The sequence below is a fragment of the Paraburkholderia tagetis genome (genome assembly GCF_022213065.1).
GTDB classification, from domain to species: domain Bacteria; phylum Pseudomonadota; class Gammaproteobacteria; order Burkholderiales; family Burkholderiaceae; genus Paraburkholderia; species Paraburkholderia tagetis.
Window position 1 is genome coordinate 303373 of sequence record NZ_JAKLJA010000004.1, and the last position, 24484, is coordinate 327856.

Here is a 24484-nt window from a genome sequence, read left to right on the forward strand (position 1 = left end):
GGGAGAGTTGAAATCAGCGGCCAGCGAACTTGCTGTAGTCGCAACAGTATGGGTGTCAGCGTTTTCCTACGCAGGCCGACGATTTCGTCGGACCTCGCTCCTGCTGCACAACCAAAATCTCATAATGCAAAACAAAGTCGCGTATGCCAAAAAAATCTGCGGCGACGCAACATGAAGCTGTTGCGCATCGGCGAATGCGATTGCATATCATGAAATATAATTCGTATATGCTTGAATTTTAATTATTTTTTTGTTTCGTTTTGTCAGCGAGTCCAAGGCCGCAGCCGCCACTTATCTCGATACTCTGTACCCATGGAGAACGCACACGCAGGCTCGCGGCACTCCGGCTTGCGAGACGCACACGCGTTCCGGCATTTTCTAAACCTGTGGGAGAGGCAAGATGTTGCACGTTTATATTGAACCGGTACCGAAGGGACAATGGGGGCCCATTGATGGATACCGCATCGAAACTGAGGACGGGACGAAGCTCTCAGGAGAACTGCTACGCTCCGAACGACTGGCGGTAAGCGAGGCAAGGCTGCACGGCTACGTGCCGTTGCTCGCGACGGTGCGCATACCGGACAAGGCCGTTGCCGAGCACTGGAAACCCGCTGACCAAACCCTCATGCCGGTCTGATCGTCGATGTGGGTAATATTTTTCCCCGCGCACTTCCCGTCTGCATAGGCCCGAAGTGCGCGTTTCATATCCGCTTTCCCCGGCTGACTGGCCGGCGCGCGCTTCGCATCATCCACTTCCGTGCAGTCGGGCCTTCAGCGCAGTTTCGAACGCGGTCAGCGCGTCCGGAGCAGCGTCCGTGATCGCCCACCAGGTCATCCCGTTATCGTGCCAGCGCGCCAGCGCGTAGCCCTCGCGGCCCAGCGCCTCGGCCGGGCCCGCAACAGCCTGGTCGGAGTCCGGGAATACATACACGTCGATCACATGCTTGCGGTAGTGATAAGTCAGGACCGCCACCCGCCGATGTCCGAGGTAGTCGAGCCGGCCTCCCACCAGCGGGAAGCCGCTCGCGGTCAAGTCCTCGACTGGCGGTGCATAGTCGATCCGGCCGTTGAACCACGGCTTCACCGTATGCTGATCGGACGAAATGACGTCGATGTCGCGCCCTGAGAGCTGGGCCCTGACATGGCTCGACACGAGTTCGTCGACGAATGGGGTGCTGTCCACATGACGAGGCAGCGTCAAGACCACGCCCGCCGCCACCGCGCACAGCGCGATCGCCAGTCCCGTCAGCCAGCCGGCGCTTATTCCTCGGCCGGAGGTGGTGCTGCCGGAGGCTGTCCCGAAGCCGCCCCCGTGTGGAATCTGCCAGCCGTCGAGCCACGCAAAGCGTCTCCGCTTACGCGCGGGGGTCTCCCGGTCACGCGTTTCATCCGTATCGCCCGACAGCGGGGCGGCCGGTAACGAGGCGGCTATCTGCGCGCGCAGCCCTTCGGGGGCACGGTAGTACTCGGCGCGGCGCACTGCGCGGCTGATCGCGCGCACCGCCTCGCTTTCGCGACGGCATGCGTCGCAGCCTTCGACGTGCTGCTGCAGGCGATGTTCGTCGGGTGGCGACAGTTCCCGGTCGACGCTCGCGTCCAGGAGCGGCCTTGCATCTTTACAGTCCATCTGACATCTCCTCTCCGATTCCGCCTGGATTGTTGCGTGGGGGCAAGCCGCCGCGTAACGCGCCTGGCAGGTCGCGCGCATCTTCCGATGCACTGCTTCGCCGGGCGTTGGCGGCTTCGCCGCGGGATGGCGACTTCACGCCACGCGCCTGCAATGCGCTCAGCAGCGCAGCCAGCTTGCGGCGCCCACGCGCCAGGCGCGACATCACGGTGCCCACAGGCAGGTCGGCAATCTCCGCGATCTCGCGATAGCTCAGTTCCTCCAGTTCGCGCAGTATCAGCACCTCGCGAAACTCGACCGGCAACTGCTCCAGCGCCGCATGCACGAGACGTGTGTCCTCGTCGCGGATGAGGAGCGTTTGCGGATCGGCGCATGCAGCGCTCCAGCCGTCGATCGTGGCATCGTCGAGGTTGTCGTCAAACTCGGCAACCTCGTGCGACGACTTGCGCCGCCGCCACTCCGTATACCAGGTCCGCCGCACGATCGCCAGCAGCCAGGGGCGCGCGGTTTCGCCGCGAAACGTATCGAAGAAGCGGAATGCACGCATGAACGCTTCCTGCACGATGTCGTCGGCATCGTTGGGGTTGCCGCTCAGCCAGCGCGCGAGGTTGTACGCGGCATCGAGATGCGGCAACGCCATCTGCTGAAAACGGCTGCTGCGGGCAGCGTCGTCGCGCGGTGCGCCAGCGGCGTCTCTATTGGTCTCACCCACACTGTCTCTCCACGCCGGCTTCTGCCGGGGAGGCCCGAAAAAACAGGGAAATTCCAAAGAGAAGCAATGTTCCCGACAACACCTGAAATCTGGACATCGATCGACCTCCACAAAGTGTGCGTAAGGAACATCGTTGAACAGCGGTATGGCAGTAAAAGCGCTGGGTAAGCTCGCGAATCAGGCGCGGGAGCCCACCGGATGTTTTCGCAGCCTTCGACGTTCGAAGGCGTTGCGCAACTGACCCAGGATCAACGCACTGGCAATCAGGGCTAGATACAGAGCGACGAGATTGTGACGCGTGGCATTGAGGGCGACCTGATGAATTACGAGCGTAGCATCGGCGGGCGGAAGAATGCGACTCTTTCCTTCGACTGCTCGCATCATCCGGATAAAGCCCGCAGCGGACAGCAGCGGCAACAGGACAACGAGCGCCAGCAGCGCAGGCCGCAAGCGACGCGCCCACGGAAAGTGGCGCAACCGGAACCACAGCCCGAGACATCCGTGGATCCAGCCGGGTGCAAGCAGCGCCAGTTGCAGGCCCTGCGTGCCGCTCGTAAGCAGCACGACAATGACGCGCTCGTAGTCAGGTTCGAAGCCATAGAGCGAAGACGCAAGCCGGGTCGTCACTGCATGGCGGATAAGCAGGAGCGGCAGGCTGAGCCCTGCCCAGAGGCGGATCCATTCCGCGGGCGGCAGCGCCCAGTGGCGCCGCCCGTATATCGTGTGCAACGCCAGCGCGAAATGCAGAGTTGCAGCGCCGTAGAGCGCGATCGTTCCAGGTATGCTGCGCCAGAGCCTCAGGGCGAGTACGAGACCGTGGCCGGCCAGATCGAGCGACCAGATCCCGAGCGCGTGATTGACCAGATGCAGAAAGAGATAAGTCAGCATCACGAGGCCCGATCCTAGTTGGAGCCGGCGCAGAATGGATTGCACCCTGACGCTCACTTCCGCCTCCAGTGAGCGATGCGCGACATCCTTTGAGCGGGCGTCGCCATGGCGCCCGCTATTCTCGCAAGTTTGTTGATGCGCCGGCGTAATCTGCCAGATTCGCTGCCAGATTCGCGGCCAGATGCACTGGACGCGCTGGACGCCGTTGACCCGTGCGGGGCGCTGTCCTGCTCATGCGCTGCACATTGACGCAGCGATTCGGCGAAGCGCTGTAATGCCGATATCGAACCGCATACGCTCTGGTATTCCTCGCGGCCAATCCTGCCGTCGAGGATAACGGTCAATCCCGACGCACGAGCCCTGTCGATGATGTCCATTTCGTTTCCCTCATTTCGTGTGCCACGACTGCAATACCGCGAAGCCGCGCCGGTTATTCCCGGATTCGACGAGAGACATGTGAAGGCAGGCAGATGTGCCGGGCCTGCGTCCGCGCGCATTGCCGCCGGACAGTGAAGTGACGTGTCCAGGATCGGGAATAAAGCGGCTGCGTGGGCGGTATTGCACCTGAACCCCGCCCAAGAAGGCACTCCGGATCGAATCGGCGGGCGGCTTCCTGAACCCAGTCGAGAGGACATCATGTCGTCAGATCTTCCTTCCCAACCGTCGCGCCGAAATGCCCTGAAATGTCTCGCCTTCGGTGGCGTGGGCACCGTGTTTGTCCTGGCCGGAGGCATCCTCACGCCCGTGCAGCTAGCCCTTGCTGCCAGCACTGAGGACAAGTCGGCGGCTTCCGGTATTCCGCTATTCCTGCAGATCAGCGACTCGCATATTGGCTTCAACAAGGAAGCCAATCCCGATGTCGCGGGCACGCTCAAACAAACGATTGATTACGTCAACGCCATGCCGGTCAAACCTGCCCTGGCGATTCACACGGGCGATATCACCCATCTTTCCAAACCGGCAGAGTTCGATCTCGCGTCCCAGTTGCTCTCTGGGCTGAACGTCACGGAGTTGCACACTGTGCCGGGAGAGCACGACGTGACAGACGGACCGCAAGGCGAATACTTCAAGCGCTTCGGACAGGCGTCAGACAACCGGGGCTATTACAGCTTCGACAGCCATGGCGTGCACTTTGTCGGGCTCGTCAATGTGATGCATTTCAAGCCAAACGGTCTGGGAAGCCTGGGTGAGGACCAGCTTGCCTGGCTGGAAAACGATCTGAGGGGCCGCACGTCCAGCACGCCGATCGTTGTGTTCGTGCACATGCCTATGTGGACGATCTATGAACCCTGGGGCTGGGGTACCGGCGATGCGGGTCAGGCGATGGAGTATCTGAAGCGATTCGGCTCGGTCACCGTCGTCAATGGCCATATTCATCAGATCGTTTCCAAGGTGGAGGGCAATATCACGTTCCATACCGCGCGCTCGACCGCCTATCCACAGCCGACGGCCGGCAATGGTCCCGGCCCCGGGCCGCTTACCGTGCCTGGCGATCAGCTACAAAAGATGCTTGGCGTAACCAGCATCAGTATCTCGCGCCACCCTCTCGCCGCATCGCTTTCCGACAAAACGCTCGCCTGACGACGAAATTCATTCATTGAACAAGGATCGAAGCCATGCTATCCGCTTTCTTTCGTCGCACCTTCATTCGCTCCGTCGGGAGCGGGATGCTCATCGTGGCATTGGCCGCAGCGTCGCCTGCCGCGCAGGCCCAGGACCCCGATGAGATCATCATCAAGAATTTCATGTTTTCGCCGATGTCCCTGACGGTCAAGACCGGCACGACGGTGACCTGGAAAAACATGGATGGCGAGCCGCACTCGATCGTCAACGATACCGGCGTCTTCCACTCCGCGGCGCTCGACCAGGACGATACCTTTCAGTTCAAGTTCGACAAGCCGGGGGTCTATAAGGTGTTTTGCGGTATCCACCCGTACATGAAGGCAACCATCACGGTGCAGTAGGTGGATTGGCGTCTATTCGGTGCGGCGTGTTCAGGCAGTTTCGATGCACCGAAAAGGCCAATCTCGCCTGTATTGAGTCGTGCGGCGGGCCGGTCCCTGGCCGCGCGGCTCTGACTTTCCGCCTTCATCGGCCTGGACTCGTCACATGAACCAGCTACAAGCCATGCGCGTCTTCACGCGTGTCGTCGACCTGAGCAGCTTCACCCGCGCGGGCGATCAGCTCGGCATGTCCGCCGCAGCCGTCACGCGCAGCGTTGCCATGCTGGAGGCGCATCTGAACATGCGCCTCCTGAACCGCTCCACGCGTAGCCTCTCGCTTACCGAGACGGGCCGCCTCTATCTGGACGGCTGCCGCGCCGTGATAGAAAAGCTCGATGAAGTGGAATCCGAACTCGTGCGCGCCACGTGCGACCCGAGCGGCGCACTGCGCATTGCCGCGCCTTCGGTGTTCGCAAGCGGTGCGCTCACCGCGCTGCTCGGTGCGTATCGCGGCGTGAATCCGCGCGTGGATTTCGATGTGACTGCGTACGACAGCCACATCGACATGATCGAAGGCGGTTTCGACGTGTGCTTCGCCACCGACCGCCAGCAGGTGAACGCCTCGCTCGTGAGACGCAAACTCACTTCCCTGAAGGAGGTTGTGGTGGCCGCGCCCGGCTATCTCGCGCGCAAAGGCGTGCCGTGCACGCCCGGAGAACTCGCGCAGCACGACCTGCTTGCTGTCTCCGACGCGCCGCGCAGCTGGACGTTCGCCAACGCCGAGGGCCTGCAGCGCGTGAGCGTGAACGGTCCGCTCACTGCGAGCGGCTACGCCACCGTGCGCGCCGCGGCGCTCGCCAACATGGGGATTGCACTGCTGCCGCTGCCGCTCGTTACCGACGACATCGCGCGCGGCGTGCTGCTGTCCGTGCTCAACGCGTACGACATAAGCGGCGGCATGCAGCACGTCTTCATCGTGTACCCCGGCCGCAACTACCTGACGATGAAAGCGCGCAGCTTCATCGACTTCGCGGTCGAGCAGTTCCGTGCCAATCCTGCAAACGCAGCCAGCGGCACGCACAGCCCCCCGGTCGCGCTGCGCGCCGTCGCATAAGGTGCATGAAGCACATCGAGCGCATATCCTGTGGCGCGCGTGTCGCCCGAATATGGACGTAACTGGTGCGGTCGACAAAGTCGGTTCGCTACAAAAATCTGGGAATAAAGTCGAATCAAGCTGAGTTAAACATGATGTAGCACGTGAAGTTTTTAGATATCAACTTAGGAGTTCGAAATGAACAAGCATCTTGTCTTCGGCCTTTCCATTGCCATTCTTGCATCGGCTAGCGTCGCGGCCAACGTGTCCGCTCAGGAAAAGACCAATGCCGAAGTCCGCCAGGACTCCGGGCACCAGGCGGCCCGCAATGAGCAAAACGCAAGCGGCGTCGGCGCCGGGATGTCGGGTTCGGACGCGCCGGGCGTTGCCGGACCATCGGCGGCTGGCAAGGCGGAGACGAACTGTGTCGGTCCGGTCAGCTTTTGCACGCTCTACTTCGGTAGTTGAATGCGTGCGCATGGCAGCCATGCGTCAGCCATGACTGCGCTATCAGAGATAATCGATAGATGAGATTTCTGAAGATAAAGCGATAGCCGAAATTAGCGATCAGCTATCGCTTGATTTTTCAGTTGCGTGCGCAACGAAATCCCGCATAGACATACTGATAGCGCGGTTGAAACCAGTTTCTGAACGTCGGACGCATCATGCAGCCGGCGGTGCATGCGGAACCGCCTTTCATCGAATAATGCTGTCCGTCGAAAAAGTTCGCCGAATAGCCTTCGTAGAAGGGAAATGGCTCGAAGCCAGGCAGCGGTCCGAATGTCGTCGAGGTCCATTCCCAGCCGTTGCCGTATAGCCCCTCCACGCCCCACGTGCTCGCGCTGTCCGGTGTCGCGTCCACGGCGACGGGGTTCCAGCTCCGGAAGTCGAAGTTGTCCGTGGAGCCCGGCAGTGCGCCGTGCGCCGCGCGCTGCCATTCGGCCTCGGTCGGCAGTCGCGCGCCGCGCCACCGAGCGAAGGCGCTGGCTTCCGCCTGACTCACATAGACCGGCCACGCGAGCGGAAGCGGAATGTCTTCGAACATCGTACGCAGACGCCAGCCGCCGGCGTCGGGCACCCAGAAGACAGGATGTTCGATGCCTTCGGTTTCCTTCCACGCCCAATTGGCGTCGTCCCACAAGTCCTTGCGCCGATAGCCACCATCGGCGATGAAATCGAGCCAGGCGCCGTTGGTCACCATATAGCGGTCGATCTCGAATGCCGCCACATCCACCTGCTGTTCGCCGAACTCGTTGTCCCAGCCGAAGACGCCGCGCTCGTGCGTCATGCCGAGCTCGGTGCGGCCGGCCGGCACGCTCACCATCGACGGCGTCGCGACGTAGAGGTGATCGGCGATATCGCGCGCCGCAGCGGGTGCGTGCTTCTGCGCGAACGGCAATTGATGAAGCATGTAGGTGAGCGTCTCGACGTGCATCAGACGATGCTCGATGGCCACGTTCAGCAATTGAGCCTCGGTGTCGTGCTGCGAGGCGCCGGGCGCCAGGTCGAGCGCAGCGAGCTGCGCGTCGATGCGCGTGCGGGCGTCGCGAGCATAGTCGCGCACTTCGGTGAGGCGTGGCCAATCGGCGGGCGTGTCGGTGGGCAGCGCGCCGTCGACGGGGTCGATACCGAACGCGAACAACTGGTCGAGGCGCGGATCGGCGGACGGCAGGTCGAACAGGCGCTTGTCGAGCAGGTTGCGGTCGAACGCTTCGAGATGGCCGATGTAGAACACGATGCGGTGGCGTTCGCGGATCGGCCGCTCGTAGAGGAATTCGGGCTTGACGACGGCAAACAACGCATCGCTGGCGGCACGTGCGCGGGCGAGGCGGACGGCGAGCGTGGGCGAGGACGGGAGCTGCATTGCGGCGAGTCTCCTGACTTGGGCGGTGAACGAACTTTACCGCTGCGCAGGAGCCGTGCCAACGTTCACGCCGGGGCGGCGGGCCATTATCGGAGGCGGGATCAGGAGGGGGCGATCGAGGGGGCGGCGTAAACAAGGCAAGGACGTCACGGGGACGTCAGGGACGGGGATACGGCCGCGCGCCGCCAGCAAGGGGCGGCGCGCGTTGGGGCACTGCGCTTACAGGTGCCGCAGACCTTCGATATCGATGATGCGGATGAGTTTGCCCTGTGTGTCGATCAGGCCGCGCTTTTGAAATCTTGACAGGGTGCGGCTGACCGTTTCGAGCGTCATGCCGAGATAGCTGCCCATGTCTTCGCGCGTCATGCGCAGGTTGAACTCCGCATGCGAGTAGCCGCGCTGGCCGTTGCGCTCGGAGACGTCGAGCAGGAAGGCGGCCACGCGCTCATCGGCGGAAAGCGAGCCCAACACCATCATCTGTGACGACTCGCGGATGAGCTGGTCGCTCATGAGCCGGTGCAGGCGGTCCTGCATGGCGCCGGTTTCGCGGCACAGGTGCTTGAGCGCCGAGTAGGGAATGATGCACACCGAGCTGTCTTCGAGCGCCGTCGCACTGCAGGTGTGGAAGTCGGTGCTGATGCCGTCGATGCCCAACGGGTCGCCGGCGAGACGCAGGCCCGTGACCTGTTCGCGGCCGTCGCGGTGCGCCATGACGGTTTTCAACGAGCCGGAGCGAACGGCATAGAGCGTGTCGAACGGGTCGCCGGCGCGATAGAGCGCTTCACCGCGCCGCACGCTGCGCGCGTTGCAGATAAGCGCTTCGAGCTTCGGAAGGTCGTCGAGCGCGAGCCCTTGAGGCATGCATAGATGACGCATTGCGCAACTCGAGCAGCGCGCGGAAGTGCGCGGACTCGTTGTGGTGTTGCGGCTGGCACGGCGCACGGTGGTGTGCGATACGACAGTAGGGGTTAGCATCGGCTTGCTCCTGTAATCGACTTTCGGAGCATTGTCACACCGCGTTTAAATCTTAAAATGGCGGCAAAACGCCGCGCATATGAGATGGACCCGCTTGAGCCTTGTCAGAAGCCGCTTTCGCGGTAAGTGATTGGGCTCAAGCGGGTTTAAAAAGGCAGTAATTGACTCGTTATCTTGTAATTTTGAGTTATTCGGCGCTCGTTACCCGGCGTCTGTTTCGGATGCGCCTGCGGCGGAGGGAATCAACAGGACAGGTAGGGTCGATTGCCGCACACAGCGTTCGGCCACACTGCCGAGTATCAGCCGCTGGAAACCGCGTCTCCCGTGAGTGCCCATCACGATCAGGTCGGCGCCGCTCGTCTTTGCCGCGTTGAGCACGAGCGTGGGTACGTCGTCGAGCGAGGACGCCTCTCCAGTCAGCATCTCGCCTTGCACGCCGCGCTCGCGTAGCACCTTGTTCATCTGCTCCGCGAGTTCCTTGCTCTGGACAATCATCTGGTTGCGCAGGATGGATGGATCGTAGCCCGGCGCGTCGAAATACATCGGCGTGTTTTCGATTACATAGAACGGTTGCAGTGTCGAGCCCATCGCCTTCGCCAACTCGAGCGCGGCCTCGAATGCGCGGCGCGACGTTTCGCTGCCGTCGACCGCAACCAGGATGCGTTTATACATGGAGCCTCCGCTTGAGTAGAACCAAAATGCACGTGGCTTCAGGGGTGACGTTCGCCCGTGGCCTTCTGCTGCATTTCTCGAACTTTAAAAAAGCTTAATTGATTGCTCAGAAAATTGCAGTGTCGTCGTCTGAAAAGTGGAAGAAGCCGGAAGGAATATCAATAAATCGGTGTCGGAGAGTGGCGCTTTACCCATTTCGGACTGCGCTGGCGCTGTCGGCAATCCTGACCGTCGGCTTCGGCTTGCTCGTGTGCGCTTGCGTGGGGCTCGCGTTCGCCACGCGCGCAACACCGCATCCATGCAAATGAGGGCGGCGGGCCTGGACGGCGCAGCGCTCATCGAGGCCGTGCGGCACGTGCTCGTGGATGCCATTCATCTTGGCATCGGCGTGACCGGTTTCGCCGCGCTCGTGGCGGCGCTGTCCGTGCGCCGCATCGCGCATATCCGCTTTAGCCGTGCCGCCACGGCCGCACCTGCGCCGGCACCGGCGCGCGACCCGACTCAGGTCGAGTGACGGCACCGACGCTCTGGCCCAGGACCTGCGTGTGCGGCTCGCCCGCTGCGGTGGTTTTCAGCCACCTTTGACGCGATTTGTCAGGCAAAACTGAAATTCGCCTGACTTGACGTCGCGGGCCGTGGCGCAAGATGGGATCGATAAACAGGCGACCGCGGATCTCAGGCGGCGGCGGCCATCGGCCCAAAGAGGGCGTTACGCGTCTGCGCGCCCACCGCTATTTCCAGCGCGACAGCGTTCTCCACGCCAATGCGCACAGGTGCGCCGAGCCGCGAGACTTCGATGCCGGTGCGGCGCAGCAGGCGCTCGATCGGCGTGGTGGTGACGGTCACGTAGCGCGAGATGCCCATGCGGTCGGCAAACGAGACCAGCGAGTGGATCGCGTGCATGGTGACGTCGGCGAAGCCGAACGCGTGGTCATTGCCTGACTCGATGGCAAAACGGCTGAGCTCCCAGATATGGCGGCCCGCCGGCGCAGCCTCGCCGTGCAGCAGCTGCGGGAAGGTGTCGCGCAGCATGTTCGGGCCTTCGGTCGGCATCAGGCGCCAGCAGCCGCGCACCGTGCCGCTGTCGTCCTGAATCAGCATGTAATGGGGCCCGAGCGCATCGTACCCGTCGATTTCCATCCCCGCGATGGTGGGAATATCCCAGCCCATGCGGTCGCGAAAGACTCGAGCGCGCAGTCGATACATCTCGTTAATGTCCTCGTTGTCGAACTCCTGGCGCAGTCCAATCCGAATCGCAGCTTGCATGACAACTCTCCCGTTATATACGTGTGGAGGGGCAGCGGTATGGATCGAAGCTATGCGTTATGAATATAAAAAAACACCTATCAAGATAGGTAGGTGTGCAGGGAGGTTCAGTTCAGGAGAATGGCTGGGCGGCAGTCACTCATCAGGCATATCTGACACAGCGAGAGTCAAAATGGAACTTCTGGACAATCATCAATGGCAGGCGGGCACGAATTCCTCTCACACCGGAGGGGACCTGTCGTCGGTAATCGACCGTGTCCTGATCATCGCGTATCGGAAGAAGAAGAAGGAGAGCCAGCGCCGCTTCTGGGCGCGGTTCGGCGTGACGCAGTCACGCGGCAGCCGGTTCGAGTCGGGTGCGGAGATTCCGCCGCCGGTATCGATCCTGTTGGGTTTGTACTTCAACAAGACAATCTCGGACGGCGATCTGGGCCGCGCGGAGCGTGTGCTCCGGCGCATGGACACGCCCATGATGCTTAGCCCGGGTCAATAAGGCCCATCTGGGTTGCGATCACGGCTGCCGCACGCCGTGAATTTACGCCGAACTTCCCACGAATATTCTTCATGTGGAAGTTCACGACGGCTTCGGAGCAATTCAGGATGTGCGAAATTTCCCAAGTGGACTTGCCCAGCGCAGTCCACTTGAGGCATTCCTTTTCGCGCGGCGTGAGCTTGGGAATCAGGGACTGAGCATGATCGTTCAGGTGCCGCTGGCTCGAGTCGAGCACGAGATCGCGAAGCAACACGAGGTTCGGCAGCGCACGGTCCACGTCCTGCCAGAACGAGTCCGACGGACTGGCGTCGTTGACGAAGCACAGCATGCCCGCCTCCTGGCGCGGGCCATGGATCGGCAGCGTAATGCCGGCCCGCAGCCCGTGCGAGCGGGCCTCCTCATACATCGTTTGCTGCTGCTCGGTGGCAAATAGTTCAGGCGACCAGATAAGCGGTGCCGCCCGCGTCGTGCAATGCGCGACGACCGGGTCGAAGTACGCCATGCCGTGGTCGTTATAAGCCTGCCGCCAGACGGAGGAATAGTTCGTGCGGACGAACGCGTCCTCGAGCCGCATACCTGGGCGCGGCAGGATAGCCAGCATGACCTGACCGAATCCCCATGAGGCGGCGAGCCGAGACACCGCGTCGAACCACGCCGCATCCTCGGGCGCGTCGAGCACGGATGACATCTGCTCAATGTAATGTAGAGGCACTCAACACTCTCCATCGGCGGTGGGCCAGACCGCAGGCAGCGGCCTGGCCAGGCCGCTGCCTTGCTTCTTGTGATGTAACAATTTATCACTAAATTCCTCGGGGATCGTCTTTTTCTCCCTGCTGGAATGGTTTTGTGTCGGGGATTTCCCCAGCGCTTCGCGAGAATCACGGTGCCTTCCCGACCAATAAGAGCAAAAAGGATGATTTTCCGGCATGAAGTTCCGGCGCACCGTAAGCGAAATCGGGTCCTGGTATTTATTACTTATTCTGTAAATCACTTGATGTGAATGAATAATAAAACCGGGAAATTCGTTTCGCGTGAACTTGAAAGATTGTTAATGCGGTTGAATGCATTTTTGTGCAAGCGAGTACACACCCGGTGCACGCTATTCAGCACAGTGCCTTGGCTATACCGATTCGCGCAGTCTTGCTGAACAGTCGGACCCGCCCGGCGCGTTGCTGCTCGCCTGGCGGGCACGTCCGCCAGGCGTTCGAGTGCATGCACAGCGCGGGTCAATGCTTGCGATGCAATTCGACCACGCGCGTCGGGCGCATGTGATTCATCGCGTAGTGAATGCGCCCCGGGCTGCGGCGCTGGCCGGGCTCGCGCTGGTCGTCGAACTGCCGTTCGGCGTCATCTGTCTGCGGGTCAGCCATGCCCATATCCACGGCCTCGAAGCCCGTTCCGGGCGCGAACGGCATGCGGTGCGCGTAGCCGCGGCTGTCGAAGCCCGCGAGGCCGTCGGGGGTTTCAGGCATGCTGTTGTCGAGCGATGCATTGCTGGTAGTGACTTCGTCGGGGCCGATCGGGCCGTGTCCCGCGAGGCGTGCAGCTTCGCGGTTCTTGCCGTCGGTGTCGACCGTGCTGTCGTGGGTGCGGTCGTTGTGCAGTTCGGCGCTGCGCGGACGCAGTTCCTTCCCTTGCGTTCCAGCAGTGCGGTTGCTGCGGTCGGAGTCGTTCATGATATGCCCTCCGTGGGAAGCCAATGTAGAACCGGATGCACCAAACTTCAGCAAGAGGCGTTCCAAAACATCCGGCGCGAAACCGGAATCCAACGGAATTGCAAGCTTGTGCGCCAGGAGAACGCCTCCAGCAACCCAGGATTTTTTTCGTTGGATCGGCGTATTTACTGGGAGTATGATCCTCTTTCAACGAGTTGGCGCGCATAAGAATTAACGGCATGAAGCAATGACCGGGCCTGTGGCTTTGCCGCACGATCCTGTACGCGCCCACAAAAACGGACAAGGCAGTTCAGGGGCGGACGAGACACATGCACTTCGACGCTGCATTTACGCATCGCGGTTATTTGCTCAATTGTGCACCGGCGCGCGCCGGCGACGGCACCTATCAACCTTATGTCGTGATCTCGCGTTCGAGCGATGGCGAACTCGTTGCCAATCGTTTTTTTCCAGCCGACTTGCGCTTTTCCGACGAAGCCGCCGCCATCGCCCATGCGCGCGACTGGGCGGTGCGCTGGATCGACGCGAGCAGCGTCACGCTCTGAGGTTTCGCGCAAGCACCGGCGTTCTGCTTCGCCGGGCGCTTTGCGGGCGGGGTGTCGCCCAAGGGCAGCCAGGCGAACCAAGGGGGCGTCGGCGGACTATCGCGAAAAGCGGTAATCTCTGGGGTCGATACACTCCCTGGCGGTGCCGTTCCGCTGCTTCATCATGTCAAATGCCGCTTTCCCCGACTGGGGCCTCGAACAGATCGTGACCGATCTGCGCGCGTCGCGCGAAGAGCTTCACCGTACGCGCCATCCGCTCGGCATTCGCGAGTTGCCGTCGCGCGATGGTGTGATCAACATTGTGGCCGGCCTGCGTGCCGCGCTGTTCCCCACGCACTACGGCGCTCCCGACCTGACGGACGAAAGCGTCGATTATTACGTCGGCCATACACTCGAAAGCACGCTGCGCCTGCTGGCCGAGCAGATTCGCCGCGCGCTGCGCTTCCTGCCTGAAAACGCCGATGCCAGCGACGACGTGTTGCGCAAGCGCGCGTTCGAAATCTCCCGCGAATTCGGTCACCAGCTACCCGGCATTCGTGCACTGCTCGTGAGCGACATTCAGGCCGCATTCACCGGCGACCCGGCCGCGCAGCACATCACCGAAATCCTGCTTTGCTATCCCGGCGTCTGGGCCATGACGCATCACCGGCTTGCGCATGCATTGCACCGGCTCGGCGTGCCGCTGCTCGCGCGCTTCATCAACGAAATCGCGCATTCGGCGACGGGCATCGACATTCACCCGGGCGCGCAGATCGGTTCGAGTTTCTTTATCGACCATGGCACGGGCGTCGTGATCGGCGAGACGGCGATCATCGGCGAGCGCGTGCGCGTGTACCAGGCCGTGACGCTGGGTGCGAAGAGCTTCGCGGCCGACCTCGACGGCACGCTCGTGAAGGGCAACGCGCGCCACCCGATCGTCGAGGACGACGTGGTGATCTACGCCGGCGCGACCATTCTGGGCCGCGTGACGATCGGACGGGGCTCGGTAATCGGCGGCAACGTGTGGCTCACGCATAGCGTGCCGCCGGGCAGCAGCGTGCGCCAGGGCAAGATCCGCGAAATCGGTAATAGCAACGACGCGCCTTGAAGGGCGCTGAACGGGTCCCGAGGAGGGTGTGCAGTTGCGGCCAGCCTCGGGCCGAAGCTGGGGCGCGCCTCAGGTATTGGGCATGCTCATCACGCCAGGCGTGCCGACGATGGCCAGGAATTCACGGCGTGTGGACGGGTCGCTGCGGAACGTCCCGAGCATGCGCGACGTGACCATCGTCACGCCCGCCTTGTGCACGCCGCGCGTCGACATGCATTGATGTGCAGCTTCGAGAATCACGCCCACGCCCTTGGGCTGAAGCACCTCGTTGAGCGTGTCGGCGATCTGCGCGGTCATCTTCTCCTGGATCTGCAGGCGCTTGGCGAAGGCGTCGACGAGTCGCGCGAGCTTCGAAATGCCCACTACGCGATGCTCGGGTAGATACGCCACGTGGGCGCGGCCGATGATCGGCACCATGTGGTGTTCGCAGTAGCTTTCGAAGCGGATGTCTTTCAGCACGATCATCTCGTCGTAGCCGTCCACTTCCGAGAAGGTGCGCGACAGGATCTCGCGCGGATCGTGGTCGTAGCCCGCGAAGAATTCCTCATAGGCACGCACGACGCGCGCGGGCGTATCGATCAGGCCTTCGCGCGCGGGGTCGTCGCCGGCCCAGCGCAGCAGCACGCGCACGGCATCTTCCGCCTGCTCGCGCGATGGCCGGCCTGCGCCGGTTTTCGGCTTATTCTTGCTGGTTTTTTCTGCGTTCTTTTCGTCGCTCATGCATCGGCTCCTGTCATGTGGGACACGCCGCTGCGACGCGTACCACGAATATCCATTGTTTCATGATTCGCTCGCGCCCGTGCATGGCGGCGCGCGCCGCAATGGCTAGCGCGGCGATGTTCGTCGCGCTGTTCATTTGGGCCATTCGTCCATCGCATCGTTGAACAGTTCGGCCACCACATGGCGCAGCCACTCGCCGCGCGGTGCGTTGTGATACTTGCGGTGCCAGTGCTGCTTGAGGTCGAAGCGGGGCAAGGGCAGCGGCGGCTCCACCAGCGCGATCGAGGCGTGCTCCGAGGCATAGGCGAAGCCGATTGCATGCGGCACGGTTGCGATCAGGTCGGAGCGCGTGAGAATGAACGGCAGGCTCATGAAGTGGGGCGTCTCGAGCACGGCACGCCGGTGCAGGCGCTTCTTCTCCAGAAAACGTTCGAGCACTTCCTGGCTGCGGCCTTCGGCACGCACGACGGCATGCCCGAGTGCAAGAAACTGCTCGATCGTCATGGGCTTGTCCGCGAGCGGATGGTTGCTGCGCATCAGGCAGATGAACCGATGGGTGAACAGACGCTGCTGGAAGAAGTTGTTGCCCCCAAGGTCGGGGAAGTAGCCGACGGCCAGATCGACGTCGCCCGATTCGAGGCCGCGTTCCACCTGGCTGGGCGGCAGCGAGACCGAGCGCAGATTCGCATTGGGCGCGCGTTCGGCGAACACCTGCAACAGGCGCGGCAGAAAGACGATCTCGCCCACATCCGAAAGGGCGATCGAGAACGTATGCGTGCTGGTGGCCGGGTCGAAGTCTTGAGCTTCGAGCATGCCTTTTTCGATGCGGATGAGCGCGTCGCGCGCAGCAGGGATTAAACCGAGCGCGCGCGGCGTGGGCTCCATGCCGCGCGAGGTGCGCACGAACAGCGGGTCGCCGAAATACTCGCGCAGTTTGCCGAGCGCCGTGCTCACGCGTGGCTGGCTCACGTTCAGCCGCTCGGCGGCGCGGCTCACGTTGCGCGTTTCATCCATCGCAACGAGGTAGGGGATCAGATTCAGGTCGAGGTCTTGCATGGAAGAGGGCGCGCGGGCGGCCGGAAGCACTATGTCGAAACGGGATAAACAGTAGTACATGAATTCGAGTGCGCGATATTGGGGGATTTGCTCACTGCAACCGCTGCCTCAGGAAGTCCCGCCTTGACAAGTGCATATTTCGGCTCCGATAATGCGCTGAACGTTCGCTAAACGAATCAGTGTTCGTATATAGAACTTTTTCGCGATCGGGTGACGTGGGCTTTTCCGCGATGCGCATCGCTTTCAGGAACAGGCATGATCAACAAGATTTTTGATTCGCTTCAAGCCGCCGTCGCCGACGTGCATGACGGCGCCACGGTGATGATCGGTGGCTTCGGCACGGCCGGCATGCCGTCGGAACTGATCGACGCGCTGATCGCGCAGGGTGCGCGCGACCTCACGATCGTGAACAACAACGCGGGCAATGGCGACACCGGTCTCGCCGCGCTGCTCAAGGCCAAGCGGGTGCGCAAGATCATCTGCTCGTTCCCGCGCCAGACCGACTCGTATGTGTTCGACGCGCTTTATCGCGCCGGCGAAATCGAGCTCGAACTCGTGCCGCAGGGCAATCTGGCCGAGCGTATCCGCGCGGCGGGCGCCGGCATCGGCGGCTTCTTCACGCCCACGGGCTACGGCACGAAGCTGGCCGAAGGCAAGGAAACGCGCCTGATCGACGGTCGCCATTACGTGCTGGAGTCGCCGCTGCATGCCGACTTCGCGCTCATCAAGGCGTACAAGGGCGATCGCTGGGGCAACCTGGTCTATCGCAAGACCGCGCGCAACTTCGGGCCGATCATGGCGAGCGCGGCGAAGGTCGCCATCGCGCAGGTCTCGGAAGTCGTCGAACTCGGCGCGCTCGATCCGGAAAACATCGTGACGCCGGGCATTTTCGTGCAGCGCGTCGTGGGCGTGCCGCAGGCGGCGCATCAATCGCTGCAAGCCGGCCAGGCCGCCTGAGTGAGGAGTCAAGAAATGAAACGGTTGAATCGCGACGAAATGGCTCAACGCGTGGCTCAGGATATTCCTGAGGGCGCTTATGTGAATCTCGGCATTGGCGTGCCGACGCTGGTGGCCAACCACCTCGACCCGAGCAAGGAAATCTTCCTGCACAGCGAGAACGGTCTGCTCGGCATGGGTCCGGCGCCCGCGCCCGGCCAGGAAGACGACGAACTCATCAACGCGGGCAAGCAGCACGTCACGCTGCTCACGGGCGGCGCGTACTTCCATCACGCGGATTCGTTCGCGATGATGCGCGGCGGCCATCTCGACTACTGCGTGCTCGGCGCGTTCCAGGTCTCGGTGAAGGGCGACCTCGCGAACTGGCACACCGGCGCGCCCGATGCGATTCCGGCGGTGGGCGGCGCGATGGATCTCGCACTTGGCGCGAAGCAGGTGTTCGTCATGATGGAACTGCTCACGAAGCAGGGCGAAAGCAAGCTCGTGAGCGAATGCTCGTATCCGGTGACGGGCGTGGGCTGCGTGGGCCGTATCTATACGGACCTCGCGGCGTTCGACGTGACGTCCGATGGCCTCGCGGTGCGCGAGATCTATTCGGATATCGACTTCGACGCGCTGCAAAAGCTGGCCGGCGTGCCGCTGATCGACGCGACGCAGAACCGCCGCGCGGCTTAAACTGCTGCAACGCGCTCATCGCATGAACACGCGCGTGGCGCGGCGTCCGGCTGCACAGTGGCCGGGCGTCGCGCCATCTGTGTTTGCGCGCATTTCCACCTGAATCATCCCGATCATGATTGAACGCCTGACGAGCCTGATCTGTGGCACCGAGCCGATGAACGCCGTGTGGTCTCCCGAAGCCACGTTGCAGCGCATGCTCGACGTGGAAGCGGCGTTGGCGCGGGCGTCGGCGGTGCACGGCGTGATTGCGCAGACCGCTGTCGCCGCAATTGAAGCGACGTGCAAGGCGGACCAGCTCGACGCCGATGCGCTCGTGCGCGAGGCCGCATTGGGCGGCAATCTGGCGATTCCGCTCGTCAAGCAACTGACCGCACGCGTGAAGGCCGCCGACCCCGAAGCCGCGAAATACGTGCACTGGGGCGCGACGAGTCAGGACATCATCGATACGGCCACGGTGCTGCAATTGCGCGACGCGCTCGCGCTGATCGAAAGCGGCATCGACGCCACCTGCGCGAAGCTCGCCGACCTCGCGCGCGCGCATCGCGCGACGCCGGCGATCGGACGCACCTGGCTTCAGCAAGCGTTGCCGATCACGCTCGGCCTGAAATTCGCGCAGTGGCTCGATGCAATGCTGCGTCACCGCGAGCGCCTGGCTGCGTTGCGCGAACGCGCGCTCGTGCTGCAATTCGGCGGCGCGGCGGGCACGCTCGCGAGTCTGCGCGAAGCGGCGCCGAAGGTGAGCGCGGAACTTGCGAAGGAACTGGGGCTTGCTGCGCCCGCGCTGCCCTGGCATACGCAGCGCGACCGCATTGCCGAGGCCGCTGCTTTCTTCGGCATGCTGATTGGCACGCTCGGCAAGATCGCGCGCGATATCTCGCTGCAGATGCAAACCGAGATCGGCGAACTGGGCGAGCCCGCGGCGGCGGGCAAGGGCGGTTCATCGACGATGCCGCACAAGCGCAATCCCGTGGGTTGCGCAGCAGTCCTGACCGCTGCCACGCGTGCGCCTGGTCTCGTCGCCACCGTTTTCGCGGGCATGGTTCAGGAGCACGAGCGCGCGCTCGGCGGCTGGCAGGCCGAGTGGGATGCGCTGCCGGAGCTGGCGCGCCTCGCGGGCGGCGCGCTCGCGCAGATCGAGCAAATCGCGGGCGGTCTCGAAGTCCGGCCCGAGCGTCTCGCCGCCAATCTGAACGTCACGCATGGCCTGATTCTCGGCGAGGCTGTGATGCTCGCGCTGGGCGAGCGCATCGGTCGTCTCGATGCGCATCATCTCGTTGAGCATGCATCGAAAGCGGCGGTGCAAACGGGGCGTACGCTCTATGAAGTGCTTGCCGCAGACTCCGCAGTCACACAACATCTGGACGAAGCACGCCTGAAGGCGCTGCTCGATCCCGCCAATTATGTGGGCGAGGCGCACGCGTTTGTCGACGCGGTGCTCGCGTCGTATGCGCAGTGCGCTCCCCATCTTTCATCGCAGACTCACCAGGAGTAACCGCATGCCTCATGCAGCCGTCAACGACACGCAACTGTTCTACCGCATCGACGGTGCGCAGAACGCCACGGCGCCGTGGCTCGTTCTGTCGAATTCGCTCGGCAGCGACGTGTCGATGTGGACGCCCCAGCTCGTCGAATTCTCGAAGCATTTCCGCGTGCTGCGCTACGACACGCGTGGCCACGGCCATTCGGCGGCGCCGGCCGGCCCGTACACCATCGAGCAGTTGACGGGCGACGTGATTGGCCTGCTCGATCATCTCGGCATCGAGCGCGCGCATTTCGTGGGGGTCTCGATGGGCGGACTTACGGGCGTGGGCCTTGGCGCGCGCTTTGGCAGCCGCATCGAGCGCCTCGCGCTGTGCAATACCGCCGCGAAGATCGGCACGCCCGAAGTGTGGGTGCCGCGCGCAGCGAAGGCCCGCAACGAAGGCATGCTCGCGCTCGCCGATGCGGTGCTGCCGCGTTGGTACACGGCCGGATTCATGGCGAAGAATCCGCTCGTGATCGACCAGGCGCGCGACGTGTTCGTGCATACCGACAAGGATGGCTATGCTTCGAACTGCGAAGCGATCAATGCCGCCGATCTGCGCGGCGAGGCTGCGTCGATCAAGGCGCCCACGCTCGTGATCTCGGGCACCCACGATCTGGCCGCCACGCCCGCGCAGGGCCGCGAGCTGGCGGAGTCGGTGCCGGGTGCGCGCTACGTCGAGCTGAACGCTTCGCACATCTCGAACGTCGAGTTGGCGGATGAGTTCAACAAGACCGTGCTGGGCTTCCTGCTGGAGTCGAAATGAACGAAGACGAACGCTACGAAGCGGGGCTGAAAGTGCGCCGCGCGGTGCTGGGCGACGCGCACGTCGACCGTTCCATCGCGAATCGCACTGAGCTGACCGAAGAATTCCAGAAGCTCATCTCACGCTACGCGTGGGGCGAGATCTGGACGCGCGAGGGCTTGCCGCGTCACACGCGCAGCCTGCTCACGATCGCCATGATGGTGGCGCTCAATCGCAGCGAGGAGCTGGCGCTCCATCTGCGCGCCGCGAAGAACAACGGCGTGACGCGCGACGAGATCAAGGAAGTCTTGCTGCAGACGGCCATCTATTGCGGCGTGCCCGCAGCCAATTCGGCATTCCATCTCGCCGACCGCATCTTCCGCGAGGAAGACGCGGCGCCCTCTGGCGGTGCGCCCTCCGGTGGCGCGCAGGGCTGATCCTGCCTCATCGGGGCGCGCGGCATGCATGTGCCGGCGCGCCCCGTTCACTCCTCGGCGCTGAGCGCGGCCACGTAGCGCCGCAGGACGGCGAGCACAGCGGCGTCTTCGGCGCGGTTCGCGTCGTCGCTGGCCGATCCCGCATCGTCCTCTTCCCCAAGCAACGCTGCCGGCGCCGCGAACGTGTCGACTTCGCGGCCATCGCGGAACACACGGATTTCATGCGTCGACGCGAAGTATTCCGCTACCCAGTGGACGCCTTCGATATGCGCGCCCATACGGATCGGTGTCTTCATTGCCTTTCCTCCCGCCGCCGCCTGCGCGCGGCATCGCAGTGTCGATAAGCAAACGATACGCCGATGCCGCGCGCCGTGTGCGTGTCGTGATCCCGGCGCCGGGTGGGGGGGAAAGTAAACTGAAAGATGGACGAAAAAGCGGACGAAAAAATGGCCCGCGCATGTGATGCTGCGGGCCGCAGGACTGCTTCGGAGGAGTCTTGTCGTGTCGGGTGCCACCCGCGCGGTTGCACGAGTGGGCTACATGGGCGAGTCGAGCGTGCTATTGCACTCTCGTTACCGTGCCCTCGTTACTGAACCTTCGCCAGCACATCGCGCACGGTGCCGAAGAGACGCTCGATCTCTTCCTCGCTGACGATGAGCGGCGGCGAGAACGCGAGGATGTCGCCCGTGAAGCGGATCAGCACGCCCGCCTCGAAACACTTGACGAACACCTCATAGGCGCGCGCACCCGGCGCGCTGTCGCGCGATTCGAGCTCGATGCCCGCAACGAGGCCGAGATTGCGGACGTCCTTCACATGCTTCGCGTCGCGCAGCGCGTGGGCCGCGGCTTCGAACTTCGGTGCGAGGTTGTGCGCGCGCTCGAAGAGCCCTTCGCGGCGATACAGGTCCTGCGTCGCGATCAAGGCCGCGGCGGCGAGCGGGTGCGCCGAATACGTGTAGCCATGGAACAGCTCGATTGCGCCCGCCGCGCCGCCGTTCACCACCGTATCGTGGATCGCGCGGCTCACGGCCACGCCGCCCATTGGCACGGCCGCGTTGTTGATCGCCTTCGCCATCGTGATGATGTCGGGCGTCACGCCGAAATATTCGCTCGCCGTGGCCTTGCCGAGGCGGCCGAAGCCCGTGATCACCTCGTCGAAAATCAGCACGATGCCATGCTTCGTACAGATTTCGCGCAGGCGTTGCAGATAGCCTTGCGGCGGGATCAGCACGCCGGTCGAGCCCGCCACCGGCTCCACGATGACGGCCGCGATGGTCGAGGCGTCGTGCAGGGCGACGATGCGCTCGAGGTCGTCGGCGAGGTGTGCGCCCCATGCCGGCTGGCCCTTCGAAAACGCGTTGTGCTCGAGGTTGTGCGTGTGCGGCAGATGGTCGACGGCGGGCAGTAGCTGGCCCGAGTAGGCCTTGCGGTTCGCGCCGATGCCGCCCACCGAAATGCCGCCGAAGCCCACGCCGTGATAGCCGCGCTCGCGGCCGATGAACTTGGTGCGCTGGCCTTCGCCGCGCGAGCGCTGGTAGGCGAGGGCGATCTTGAGCGCCGTGTCGACGGACTCCGAGCCGGAGTTCGTGAAGAAAATACGGTCGAGCCCAGCGGGCATGAGGTCCGCGATCCTGCGCGCCGCTTCGAAGGCGAGCGGATGGCCCATCTGGAAGGTGGGCGCGAAGTCGAGCGAGCCGGCTTGCTGCGCGATGGCGGCGACAATCTCGTCGCGCGCATGGCCGGCGTTCACGCACCACAGACCTGCGCTGCCGTCGAGCACCTCGCGGCCGTCGCTCGTGCGGTAGTACATGCCTTTCGCCGATTCGAGCAGGCGCGGCGCGGCCTTGAACTGACGGTTGGCCGTAAACGGCATCCAGAACGACGACAGGTCGTCGATGACGGGGCGCGAAGTCATGGGTTTCCTCCAGTGTCGACCGGCGTTGGCGCGCGTGCGCATGCGCCGGTTCCATGCAACAGGGTTGCGGTTGTGTTTCACAGACTGTAGCCCCGGGGCTTGAACGGCGGCATATACAGTCTCTATACTGCGCTGATAACTGTGCTGGACAATCTGTCGCAACTGTATTGGTTCGCGTGCGCCACCCACTTTCCCCATGATCGAACTTGAATTGCAACGCGGCCGCGCTGCCTCCACGACGCTCGTCGAGCAGATCGTGCACGGCTTCGCTCACGCGATCGAAGCGAATTCGCTGCGCTCGGGTGCGCTGCTGCCTTCGGTGCGGCAACTGGCGCAATCGCACGCGCTTTCGACCTACACCGTGACCGAGGCGTACAACCGGCTCGTCTCGATGGGCCTCGTGGTGGCGCGCCGCGGCTCGGGCTACCGCGTGGCGCCGCGCGAGGCCGGGCCGCGCCCGAGCGCGGCGGCCTGGCAGCCGCCCACGCTCACGGCCACCTGGCTGCTCTCGGACGTGTTCGCAGACCACTCCGTGCCGATCAAGGCAGGCTGCGGGTGGATGCCGAGCGAGTGGATCAACGAGACGGGGCTGCACCACGCCCTGCGCGCGACGAGCCGGGTGCCCGCAGTGCGGCTGGGCGACTACGGGCATCCGTACGGTTTTGCGCCGCTGCGCGAGCGCATTGCCGCGCAACTGGATCGCCAGGGCCTGCCGGTGGAGGTCGGCAACGTGCTGCTCACGCAAGGCGCGACCCAGGGGCTCGATCTGATCGTGCGCACGCTGCTGCGCGCGGGCGATGCGGTGCTGGTGGAGGACCCGGGCTACTGCAATTTATTGCAGATCCTCAAGCTCGCCGGGCTCGCGGTGCACGGGGTGCCGCGCACGCCGGCCGGGCTCGACCTCGAGGTGCTCGAGCGGCAGGTAGCCGCGCACCGGCCCAAGGCGATCTTCGTGAACACGACGCTACAGAATCCCACCGGCGCGACGTACACGATGGCGAATGCGTTCCGCTTGCTGCAGATTGCCGAGCGCGAGCGCATGTGGGTGGTGGAGGACGACGTGAGCCGCGAACTTGCGTCGCCCGGCGCGCCGCTGCTGGCCGCGATGGAAGGGCTCCAGCGCGTGGTTTACGTGGGCGGTTTTTCGAAGACGGTGACGCCTTCGCTGCGCTGCGGCTACGTGGTGGCCGAGCGCGATGTGCTACGGGAGCTGGCGCGCGCGAAGATGGCGGTGGGGCTCACCTCGTCGGAGACGATCGAGCGCATCGTCGACAAAGTGCTGCTCGAAGGGCGCTACGCGCATCACGTCGAGATCGTCAACGAACGGCTGAAGGCCGCGCATGCGACGCTCGAAGACCGTCTCGACACGCTGGGCCTCGAACCGTTCTGCCGGCCGCGCGCGGGACTTTTCGCGTGGGTGCGTCTGCCGGTGGAGGCTGCGCGCGCCGGCGAGATCGCTACGGCAGCGCTTGCCGACGGCATCTGGCTCGCGCCCGGCTCCTATTTCCGGACCGACGACGCGGCCAGCGCCTGGTTCCGCTTCAACGCGCCGTATTCGCTCAACGACGCGCTGTGGCGGTTCATTGAGCGGATCGGCAGCCAGCCGTCATGAGGCG

At 63.5% G+C, this 24484-nt stretch carries 29 protein-coding genes; 15 read left to right on the plus strand and 14 right to left on the minus strand.

Annotation, left to right across the window (positions count from 1 at the left end; translation table 11 throughout):
• Nucleotides 1-400: 400 nt before the first annotated feature.
• Nucleotides 401-637, plus strand: a complete 237-nt coding sequence (locus L5014_RS08430) for a hypothetical protein (RefSeq protein WP_238463123.1) — start codon at nucleotides 401-403, stop codon at nucleotides 635-637.
• 108 nt (nucleotides 638-745) lie between these two features.
• Here the strand turns inward: L5014_RS08430 and L5014_RS08435 are convergent, their stop codons facing one another.
• From L5014_RS08435 to L5014_RS08450, 4 genes are all read right to left on the minus strand, one after another.
• The gene (locus tag L5014_RS08435) at nucleotides 746-1627 is read right to left on the minus strand and encodes an anti-sigma factor family protein (RefSeq protein ID WP_238463124.1); all 882 of its coding nucleotides are present in this window, start codon (nucleotides 1625-1627) and stop codon (nucleotides 746-748) included.
• Nucleotides 1617-2339: an RNA polymerase sigma factor gene (locus tag L5014_RS08440; protein ID WP_338019271.1), complete on the minus strand. Its 723-nt coding sequence runs from the start codon at nucleotides 2337-2339 to the stop codon at nucleotides 1617-1619. The genes L5014_RS08435 and L5014_RS08440 overlap by 11 nt, the downstream gene beginning before the upstream one ends.
• Before the next feature lie 177 nt (nucleotides 2340-2516).
• Nucleotides 2517-3227, minus strand: a complete 711-nt coding sequence (locus L5014_RS08445) for a hypothetical protein (protein WP_274389305.1) — start codon at nucleotides 3225-3227, stop codon at nucleotides 2517-2519.
• A 53-nt stretch (nucleotides 3228-3280) separates the two neighbouring features.
• Nucleotides 3281-3604, minus strand: a complete 324-nt coding sequence (locus tag L5014_RS08450; protein WP_238463126.1) for a hypothetical protein — start codon at nucleotides 3602-3604, stop codon at nucleotides 3281-3283.
• A 259-nt stretch (nucleotides 3605-3863) separates the two neighbouring features.
• Here L5014_RS08450 and L5014_RS08455 point away from each other — a divergent pair, with 259 nt between their 5' ends.
• The 4 genes from L5014_RS08455 to L5014_RS08470 all read left to right on the plus strand — a co-directional run bounded on the left by L5014_RS08455 (nucleotide 3864) and on the right by L5014_RS08470 (nucleotide 6731).
• A complete protein-coding gene (locus tag L5014_RS08455) occupies nucleotides 3864-4808 on the plus strand; it encodes a metallophosphoesterase family protein (RefSeq protein ID WP_238463127.1) in 945 nt (314 codons plus the stop codon).
• Nucleotides 4809-4894: 86 nt separating this feature from the next.
• Nucleotides 4895-5191 (plus strand): cupredoxin domain-containing protein, encoded by a 297-nt coding sequence (locus tag L5014_RS08460; protein ID WP_238463128.1) that lies wholly within the window; start codon nucleotides 4895-4897, stop codon nucleotides 5189-5191.
• 145 nt (nucleotides 5192-5336) lie between these two features.
• Nucleotides 5337-6284, plus strand: a complete 948-nt coding sequence (locus L5014_RS08465; RefSeq protein WP_238463129.1) for a LysR family transcriptional regulator — start codon at nucleotides 5337-5339, stop codon at nucleotides 6282-6284.
• Nucleotides 6285-6461: 177 nt separating this feature from the next.
• Entirely contained in the window at nucleotides 6462-6731 is a 270-nt protein-coding gene (locus tag L5014_RS08470; RefSeq protein ID WP_238463130.1) for a hypothetical protein, read from the plus strand.
• Between the two features lie 118 nt (nucleotides 6732-6849).
• On the opposite strand, the gene L5014_RS08475 is transcribed toward L5014_RS08470, so the two are convergent.
• The 3 genes from L5014_RS08475 to L5014_RS08485 form a co-directional block, all read right to left on the minus strand.
• Complete coding sequence (locus L5014_RS08475; protein WP_238463131.1) at nucleotides 6850-8127, minus strand: SUMF1/EgtB/PvdO family nonheme iron enzyme; 1278 nt, start codon at nucleotides 8125-8127, stop codon at nucleotides 6850-6852.
• A gap of 219 nt (nucleotides 8128-8346) precedes the next feature.
• A complete protein-coding gene (locus L5014_RS08480; RefSeq protein WP_238463132.1) occupies nucleotides 8347-9102 on the minus strand; it encodes a helix-turn-helix domain-containing protein in 756 nt (251 codons plus the stop codon).
• Between the two features lie 201 nt (nucleotides 9103-9303).
• Nucleotides 9304-9774 (minus strand): universal stress protein, encoded by a 471-nt coding sequence (locus L5014_RS08485; protein ID WP_238463133.1) that lies wholly within the window; start codon nucleotides 9772-9774, stop codon nucleotides 9304-9306.
• 298 nt (nucleotides 9775-10072) lie between these two features.
• Between L5014_RS08485 and L5014_RS08490 the strand changes: the two genes are divergently transcribed.
• Nucleotides 10073-10288 (plus strand): hypothetical protein, encoded by a 216-nt coding sequence (locus L5014_RS08490; protein WP_420800030.1) that lies wholly within the window; start codon nucleotides 10073-10075, stop codon nucleotides 10286-10288.
• Nucleotides 10289-10449: 161 nt separating this feature from the next.
• On the opposite strand, the gene L5014_RS08495 is transcribed toward L5014_RS08490, so the two are convergent.
• Complete coding sequence (locus L5014_RS08495) at nucleotides 10450-11040, minus strand: acyl-homoserine-lactone synthase (protein WP_238463134.1); 591 nt, start codon at nucleotides 11038-11040, stop codon at nucleotides 10450-10452.
• Between the two features lie 172 nt (nucleotides 11041-11212).
• Between L5014_RS08495 and L5014_RS08500 the strand changes: the two genes are divergently transcribed.
• Nucleotides 11213-11533, plus strand: a complete 321-nt coding sequence (locus L5014_RS08500; RefSeq protein WP_238463135.1) for a helix-turn-helix domain-containing protein — start codon at nucleotides 11213-11215, stop codon at nucleotides 11531-11533.
• On the opposite strand, the gene L5014_RS08505 is transcribed toward L5014_RS08500, so the two are convergent.
• A complete protein-coding gene (locus tag L5014_RS08505; RefSeq protein ID WP_238463202.1) occupies nucleotides 11517-12221 on the minus strand; it encodes a helix-turn-helix transcriptional regulator in 705 nt (234 codons plus the stop codon). The two genes, L5014_RS08500 and L5014_RS08505, sit on opposite strands and share 17 nt — an antisense overlap.
• Nucleotides 12222-12759: 538 nt before the next feature.
• A complete protein-coding gene (locus tag L5014_RS08510; RefSeq protein ID WP_238463136.1) occupies nucleotides 12760-13209 on the minus strand; it encodes a DUF3005 domain-containing protein in 450 nt (149 codons plus the stop codon).
• A gap of 308 nt (nucleotides 13210-13517) precedes the next feature.
• Between L5014_RS08510 and L5014_RS08515 the strand changes: the two genes are divergently transcribed.
• Nucleotides 13518-13751: a hypothetical protein gene (locus L5014_RS08515; RefSeq protein ID WP_028222781.1), complete on the plus strand. Its 234-nt coding sequence runs from the start codon at nucleotides 13518-13520 to the stop codon at nucleotides 13749-13751.
• Between the two features lie 163 nt (nucleotides 13752-13914).
• Nucleotides 13915-14838 carry a serine O-acetyltransferase EpsC gene (epsC, locus tag L5014_RS08520; RefSeq protein ID WP_238463137.1) on the plus strand — a complete coding sequence of 308 codons (924 nt, stop codon included), beginning with the start codon at nucleotides 13915-13917 and terminating at the stop codon, nucleotides 14836-14838.
• Between the two features lie 69 nt (nucleotides 14839-14907).
• Here epsC and folE read toward each other — a convergent pair whose 3' ends face one another.
• Both folE and L5014_RS08530 read right to left on the minus strand, forming a co-directional pair.
• Nucleotides 14908-15558, minus strand: a complete 651-nt coding sequence (gene folE / locus L5014_RS08525) for a GTP cyclohydrolase I FolE (RefSeq protein ID WP_238463138.1) — start codon at nucleotides 15556-15558, stop codon at nucleotides 14908-14910.
• 132 nt (nucleotides 15559-15690) lie between these two features.
• Nucleotides 15691-16614: a LysR family transcriptional regulator gene (locus L5014_RS08530; protein WP_238463139.1), complete on the minus strand. Its 924-nt coding sequence runs from the start codon at nucleotides 16612-16614 to the stop codon at nucleotides 15691-15693.
• 255 nt (nucleotides 16615-16869) lie between these two features.
• Here L5014_RS08530 and L5014_RS08535 point away from each other — a divergent pair, with 255 nt between their 5' ends.
• The 5 genes from L5014_RS08535 (at nucleotide 16870) to pcaC (ending at nucleotide 20953) form a co-directional block, all read left to right on the plus strand.
• Complete coding sequence (locus L5014_RS08535; protein WP_238463140.1) at nucleotides 16870-17571, plus strand: 3-oxoacid CoA-transferase subunit A; 702 nt, start codon at nucleotides 16870-16872, stop codon at nucleotides 17569-17571.
• Between the two features lie 15 nt (nucleotides 17572-17586).
• Complete coding sequence (locus tag L5014_RS08540; RefSeq protein ID WP_238463141.1) at nucleotides 17587-18246, plus strand: 3-oxoacid CoA-transferase subunit B; 660 nt, start codon at nucleotides 17587-17589, stop codon at nucleotides 18244-18246.
• Between the two features lie 115 nt (nucleotides 18247-18361).
• A complete protein-coding gene (locus L5014_RS08545) occupies nucleotides 18362-19741 on the plus strand; it encodes a 3-carboxy-cis,cis-muconate cycloisomerase (RefSeq protein WP_238463142.1) in 1380 nt (459 codons plus the stop codon).
• A gap of 4 nt (nucleotides 19742-19745) precedes the next feature.
• Nucleotides 19746-20537 (plus strand): 3-oxoadipate enol-lactonase, encoded by a 792-nt coding sequence (pcaD, locus tag L5014_RS08550; protein ID WP_238463143.1) that lies wholly within the window; start codon nucleotides 19746-19748, stop codon nucleotides 20535-20537.
• The gene (pcaC, locus tag L5014_RS08555) at nucleotides 20534-20953 is read left to right on the plus strand and encodes a 4-carboxymuconolactone decarboxylase (protein WP_238463144.1); all 420 of its coding nucleotides are present in this window, start codon (nucleotides 20534-20536) and stop codon (nucleotides 20951-20953) included. The genes pcaD and pcaC overlap by 4 nt, the downstream gene beginning before the upstream one ends.
• A gap of 47 nt (nucleotides 20954-21000) precedes the next feature.
• Here pcaC and L5014_RS08560 read toward each other — a convergent pair whose 3' ends face one another.
• Together L5014_RS08560 and aptA are read right to left on the minus strand one after the other, a co-directional pair.
• Nucleotides 21001-21249: a hypothetical protein gene (locus L5014_RS08560; RefSeq protein ID WP_238463145.1), complete on the minus strand. Its 249-nt coding sequence runs from the start codon at nucleotides 21247-21249 to the stop codon at nucleotides 21001-21003.
• 290 nt (nucleotides 21250-21539) lie between these two features.
• Nucleotides 21540-22868, minus strand: coding sequence for an omega-aminotransferase AptA (gene aptA, locus L5014_RS08565; protein WP_238463146.1), 1329 nt, complete (start codon nucleotides 22866-22868; stop codon nucleotides 21540-21542).
• A 196-nt stretch (nucleotides 22869-23064) separates the two neighbouring features.
• Here aptA and L5014_RS08570 point away from each other — a divergent pair, with 196 nt between their 5' ends.
• The gene (locus tag L5014_RS08570) at nucleotides 23065-24480 is read left to right on the plus strand and encodes an aminotransferase-like domain-containing protein (protein ID WP_238463147.1); all 1416 of its coding nucleotides are present in this window, start codon (nucleotides 23065-23067) and stop codon (nucleotides 24478-24480) included.
• The last annotated feature ends 4 nt before the right edge of the window (nucleotides 24481-24484 follow it).

What these genes read in the sequence shown, in the direction of transcription:
- L5014_RS08430 (WP_238463123.1), top strand. Translation starts at nt 401, where the DNA reads ATGTTGCACGTTTATATTGAACCGGTACCGAAGGGACAATGGGGGCCC.
- L5014_RS08435 (WP_238463124.1), bottom strand. Translation starts at nt 1,627, where the DNA reads ATGGACTGTAAAGATGCAAGGCCGCTCCTGGACGCGAGCGTCGACCGG.
- L5014_RS08445 (WP_274389305.1), bottom strand. Translation starts at nt 3,227, where the DNA reads ATGCTGACTTATCTCTTTCTGCATCTGGTCAATCACGCGCTCGGGATC.
- L5014_RS08450 (WP_238463126.1), bottom strand. Translation starts at nt 3,604, where the DNA reads ATGGACATCATCGACAGGGCTCGTGCGTCGGGATTGACCGTTATCCTC.
- L5014_RS08455 (WP_238463127.1), top strand. Translation starts at nt 3,864, where the DNA reads ATGTCGTCAGATCTTCCTTCCCAACCGTCGCGCCGAAATGCCCTGAAA.
- L5014_RS08460 (WP_238463128.1), top strand. Translation starts at nt 4,895, where the DNA reads ATGCTCATCGTGGCATTGGCCGCAGCGTCGCCTGCCGCGCAGGCCCAG.
- L5014_RS08465 (WP_238463129.1), top strand. Translation starts at nt 5,337, where the DNA reads ATGAACCAGCTACAAGCCATGCGCGTCTTCACGCGTGTCGTCGACCTG.
- L5014_RS08470 (WP_238463130.1), top strand. Translation starts at nt 6,462, where the DNA reads ATGAACAAGCATCTTGTCTTCGGCCTTTCCATTGCCATTCTTGCATCG.
- L5014_RS08475 (WP_238463131.1), bottom strand. Translation starts at nt 8,127, where the DNA reads ATGCAGCTCCCGTCCTCGCCCACGCTCGCCGTCCGCCTCGCCCGCGCA.
- L5014_RS08480 (WP_238463132.1), bottom strand. Translation starts at nt 9,102, where the DNA reads ATGCTAACCCCTACTGTCGTATCGCACACCACCGTGCGCCGTGCCAGC.
- L5014_RS08485 (WP_238463133.1), bottom strand. Translation starts at nt 9,774, where the DNA reads ATGTATAAACGCATCCTGGTTGCGGTCGACGGCAGCGAAACGTCGCGC.
- L5014_RS08490 (WP_420800030.1), top strand. Translation starts at nt 10,073, where the DNA reads ATGCAAATGAGGGCGGCGGGCCTGGACGGCGCAGCGCTCATCGAGGCC.
- L5014_RS08495 (WP_238463134.1), bottom strand. Translation starts at nt 11,040, where the DNA reads ATGCAAGCTGCGATTCGGATTGGACTGCGCCAGGAGTTCGACAACGAG.
- L5014_RS08500 (WP_238463135.1), top strand. Translation starts at nt 11,213, where the DNA reads ATGGAACTTCTGGACAATCATCAATGGCAGGCGGGCACGAATTCCTCT.
- L5014_RS08505 (WP_238463202.1), bottom strand. Translation starts at nt 12,221, where the DNA reads ATGTCATCCGTGCTCGACGCGCCCGAGGATGCGGCGTGGTTCGACGCG.
- L5014_RS08510 (WP_238463136.1), bottom strand. Translation starts at nt 13,209, where the DNA reads ATGAACGACTCCGACCGCAGCAACCGCACTGCTGGAACGCAAGGGAAG.
- L5014_RS08515 (WP_028222781.1), top strand. Translation starts at nt 13,518, where the DNA reads ATGCACTTCGACGCTGCATTTACGCATCGCGGTTATTTGCTCAATTGT.
- epsC (WP_238463137.1), top strand. Translation starts at nt 13,915, where the DNA reads ATGTCAAATGCCGCTTTCCCCGACTGGGGCCTCGAACAGATCGTGACC.
- folE (WP_238463138.1), bottom strand. Translation starts at nt 15,558, where the DNA reads ATGAGCGACGAAAAGAACGCAGAAAAAACCAGCAAGAATAAGCCGAAA.
- L5014_RS08530 (WP_238463139.1), bottom strand. Translation starts at nt 16,614, where the DNA reads ATGCAAGACCTCGACCTGAATCTGATCCCCTACCTCGTTGCGATGGAT.
- L5014_RS08535 (WP_238463140.1), top strand. Translation starts at nt 16,870, where the DNA reads ATGATCAACAAGATTTTTGATTCGCTTCAAGCCGCCGTCGCCGACGTG.
- L5014_RS08540 (WP_238463141.1), top strand. Translation starts at nt 17,587, where the DNA reads ATGAAACGGTTGAATCGCGACGAAATGGCTCAACGCGTGGCTCAGGAT.
- L5014_RS08545 (WP_238463142.1), top strand. Translation starts at nt 18,362, where the DNA reads ATGATTGAACGCCTGACGAGCCTGATCTGTGGCACCGAGCCGATGAAC.
- pcaD (WP_238463143.1), top strand. Translation starts at nt 19,746, where the DNA reads ATGCCTCATGCAGCCGTCAACGACACGCAACTGTTCTACCGCATCGAC.
- pcaC (WP_238463144.1), top strand. Translation starts at nt 20,534, where the DNA reads ATGAACGAAGACGAACGCTACGAAGCGGGGCTGAAAGTGCGCCGCGCG.
- L5014_RS08560 (WP_238463145.1), bottom strand. Translation starts at nt 21,249, where the DNA reads ATGAAGACACCGATCCGTATGGGCGCGCATATCGAAGGCGTCCACTGG.
- aptA (WP_238463146.1), bottom strand. Translation starts at nt 22,868, where the DNA reads ATGACTTCGCGCCCCGTCATCGACGACCTGTCGTCGTTCTGGATGCCG.
- L5014_RS08570 (WP_238463147.1), top strand. Translation starts at nt 23,065, where the DNA reads ATGATCGAACTTGAATTGCAACGCGGCCGCGCTGCCTCCACGACGCTC.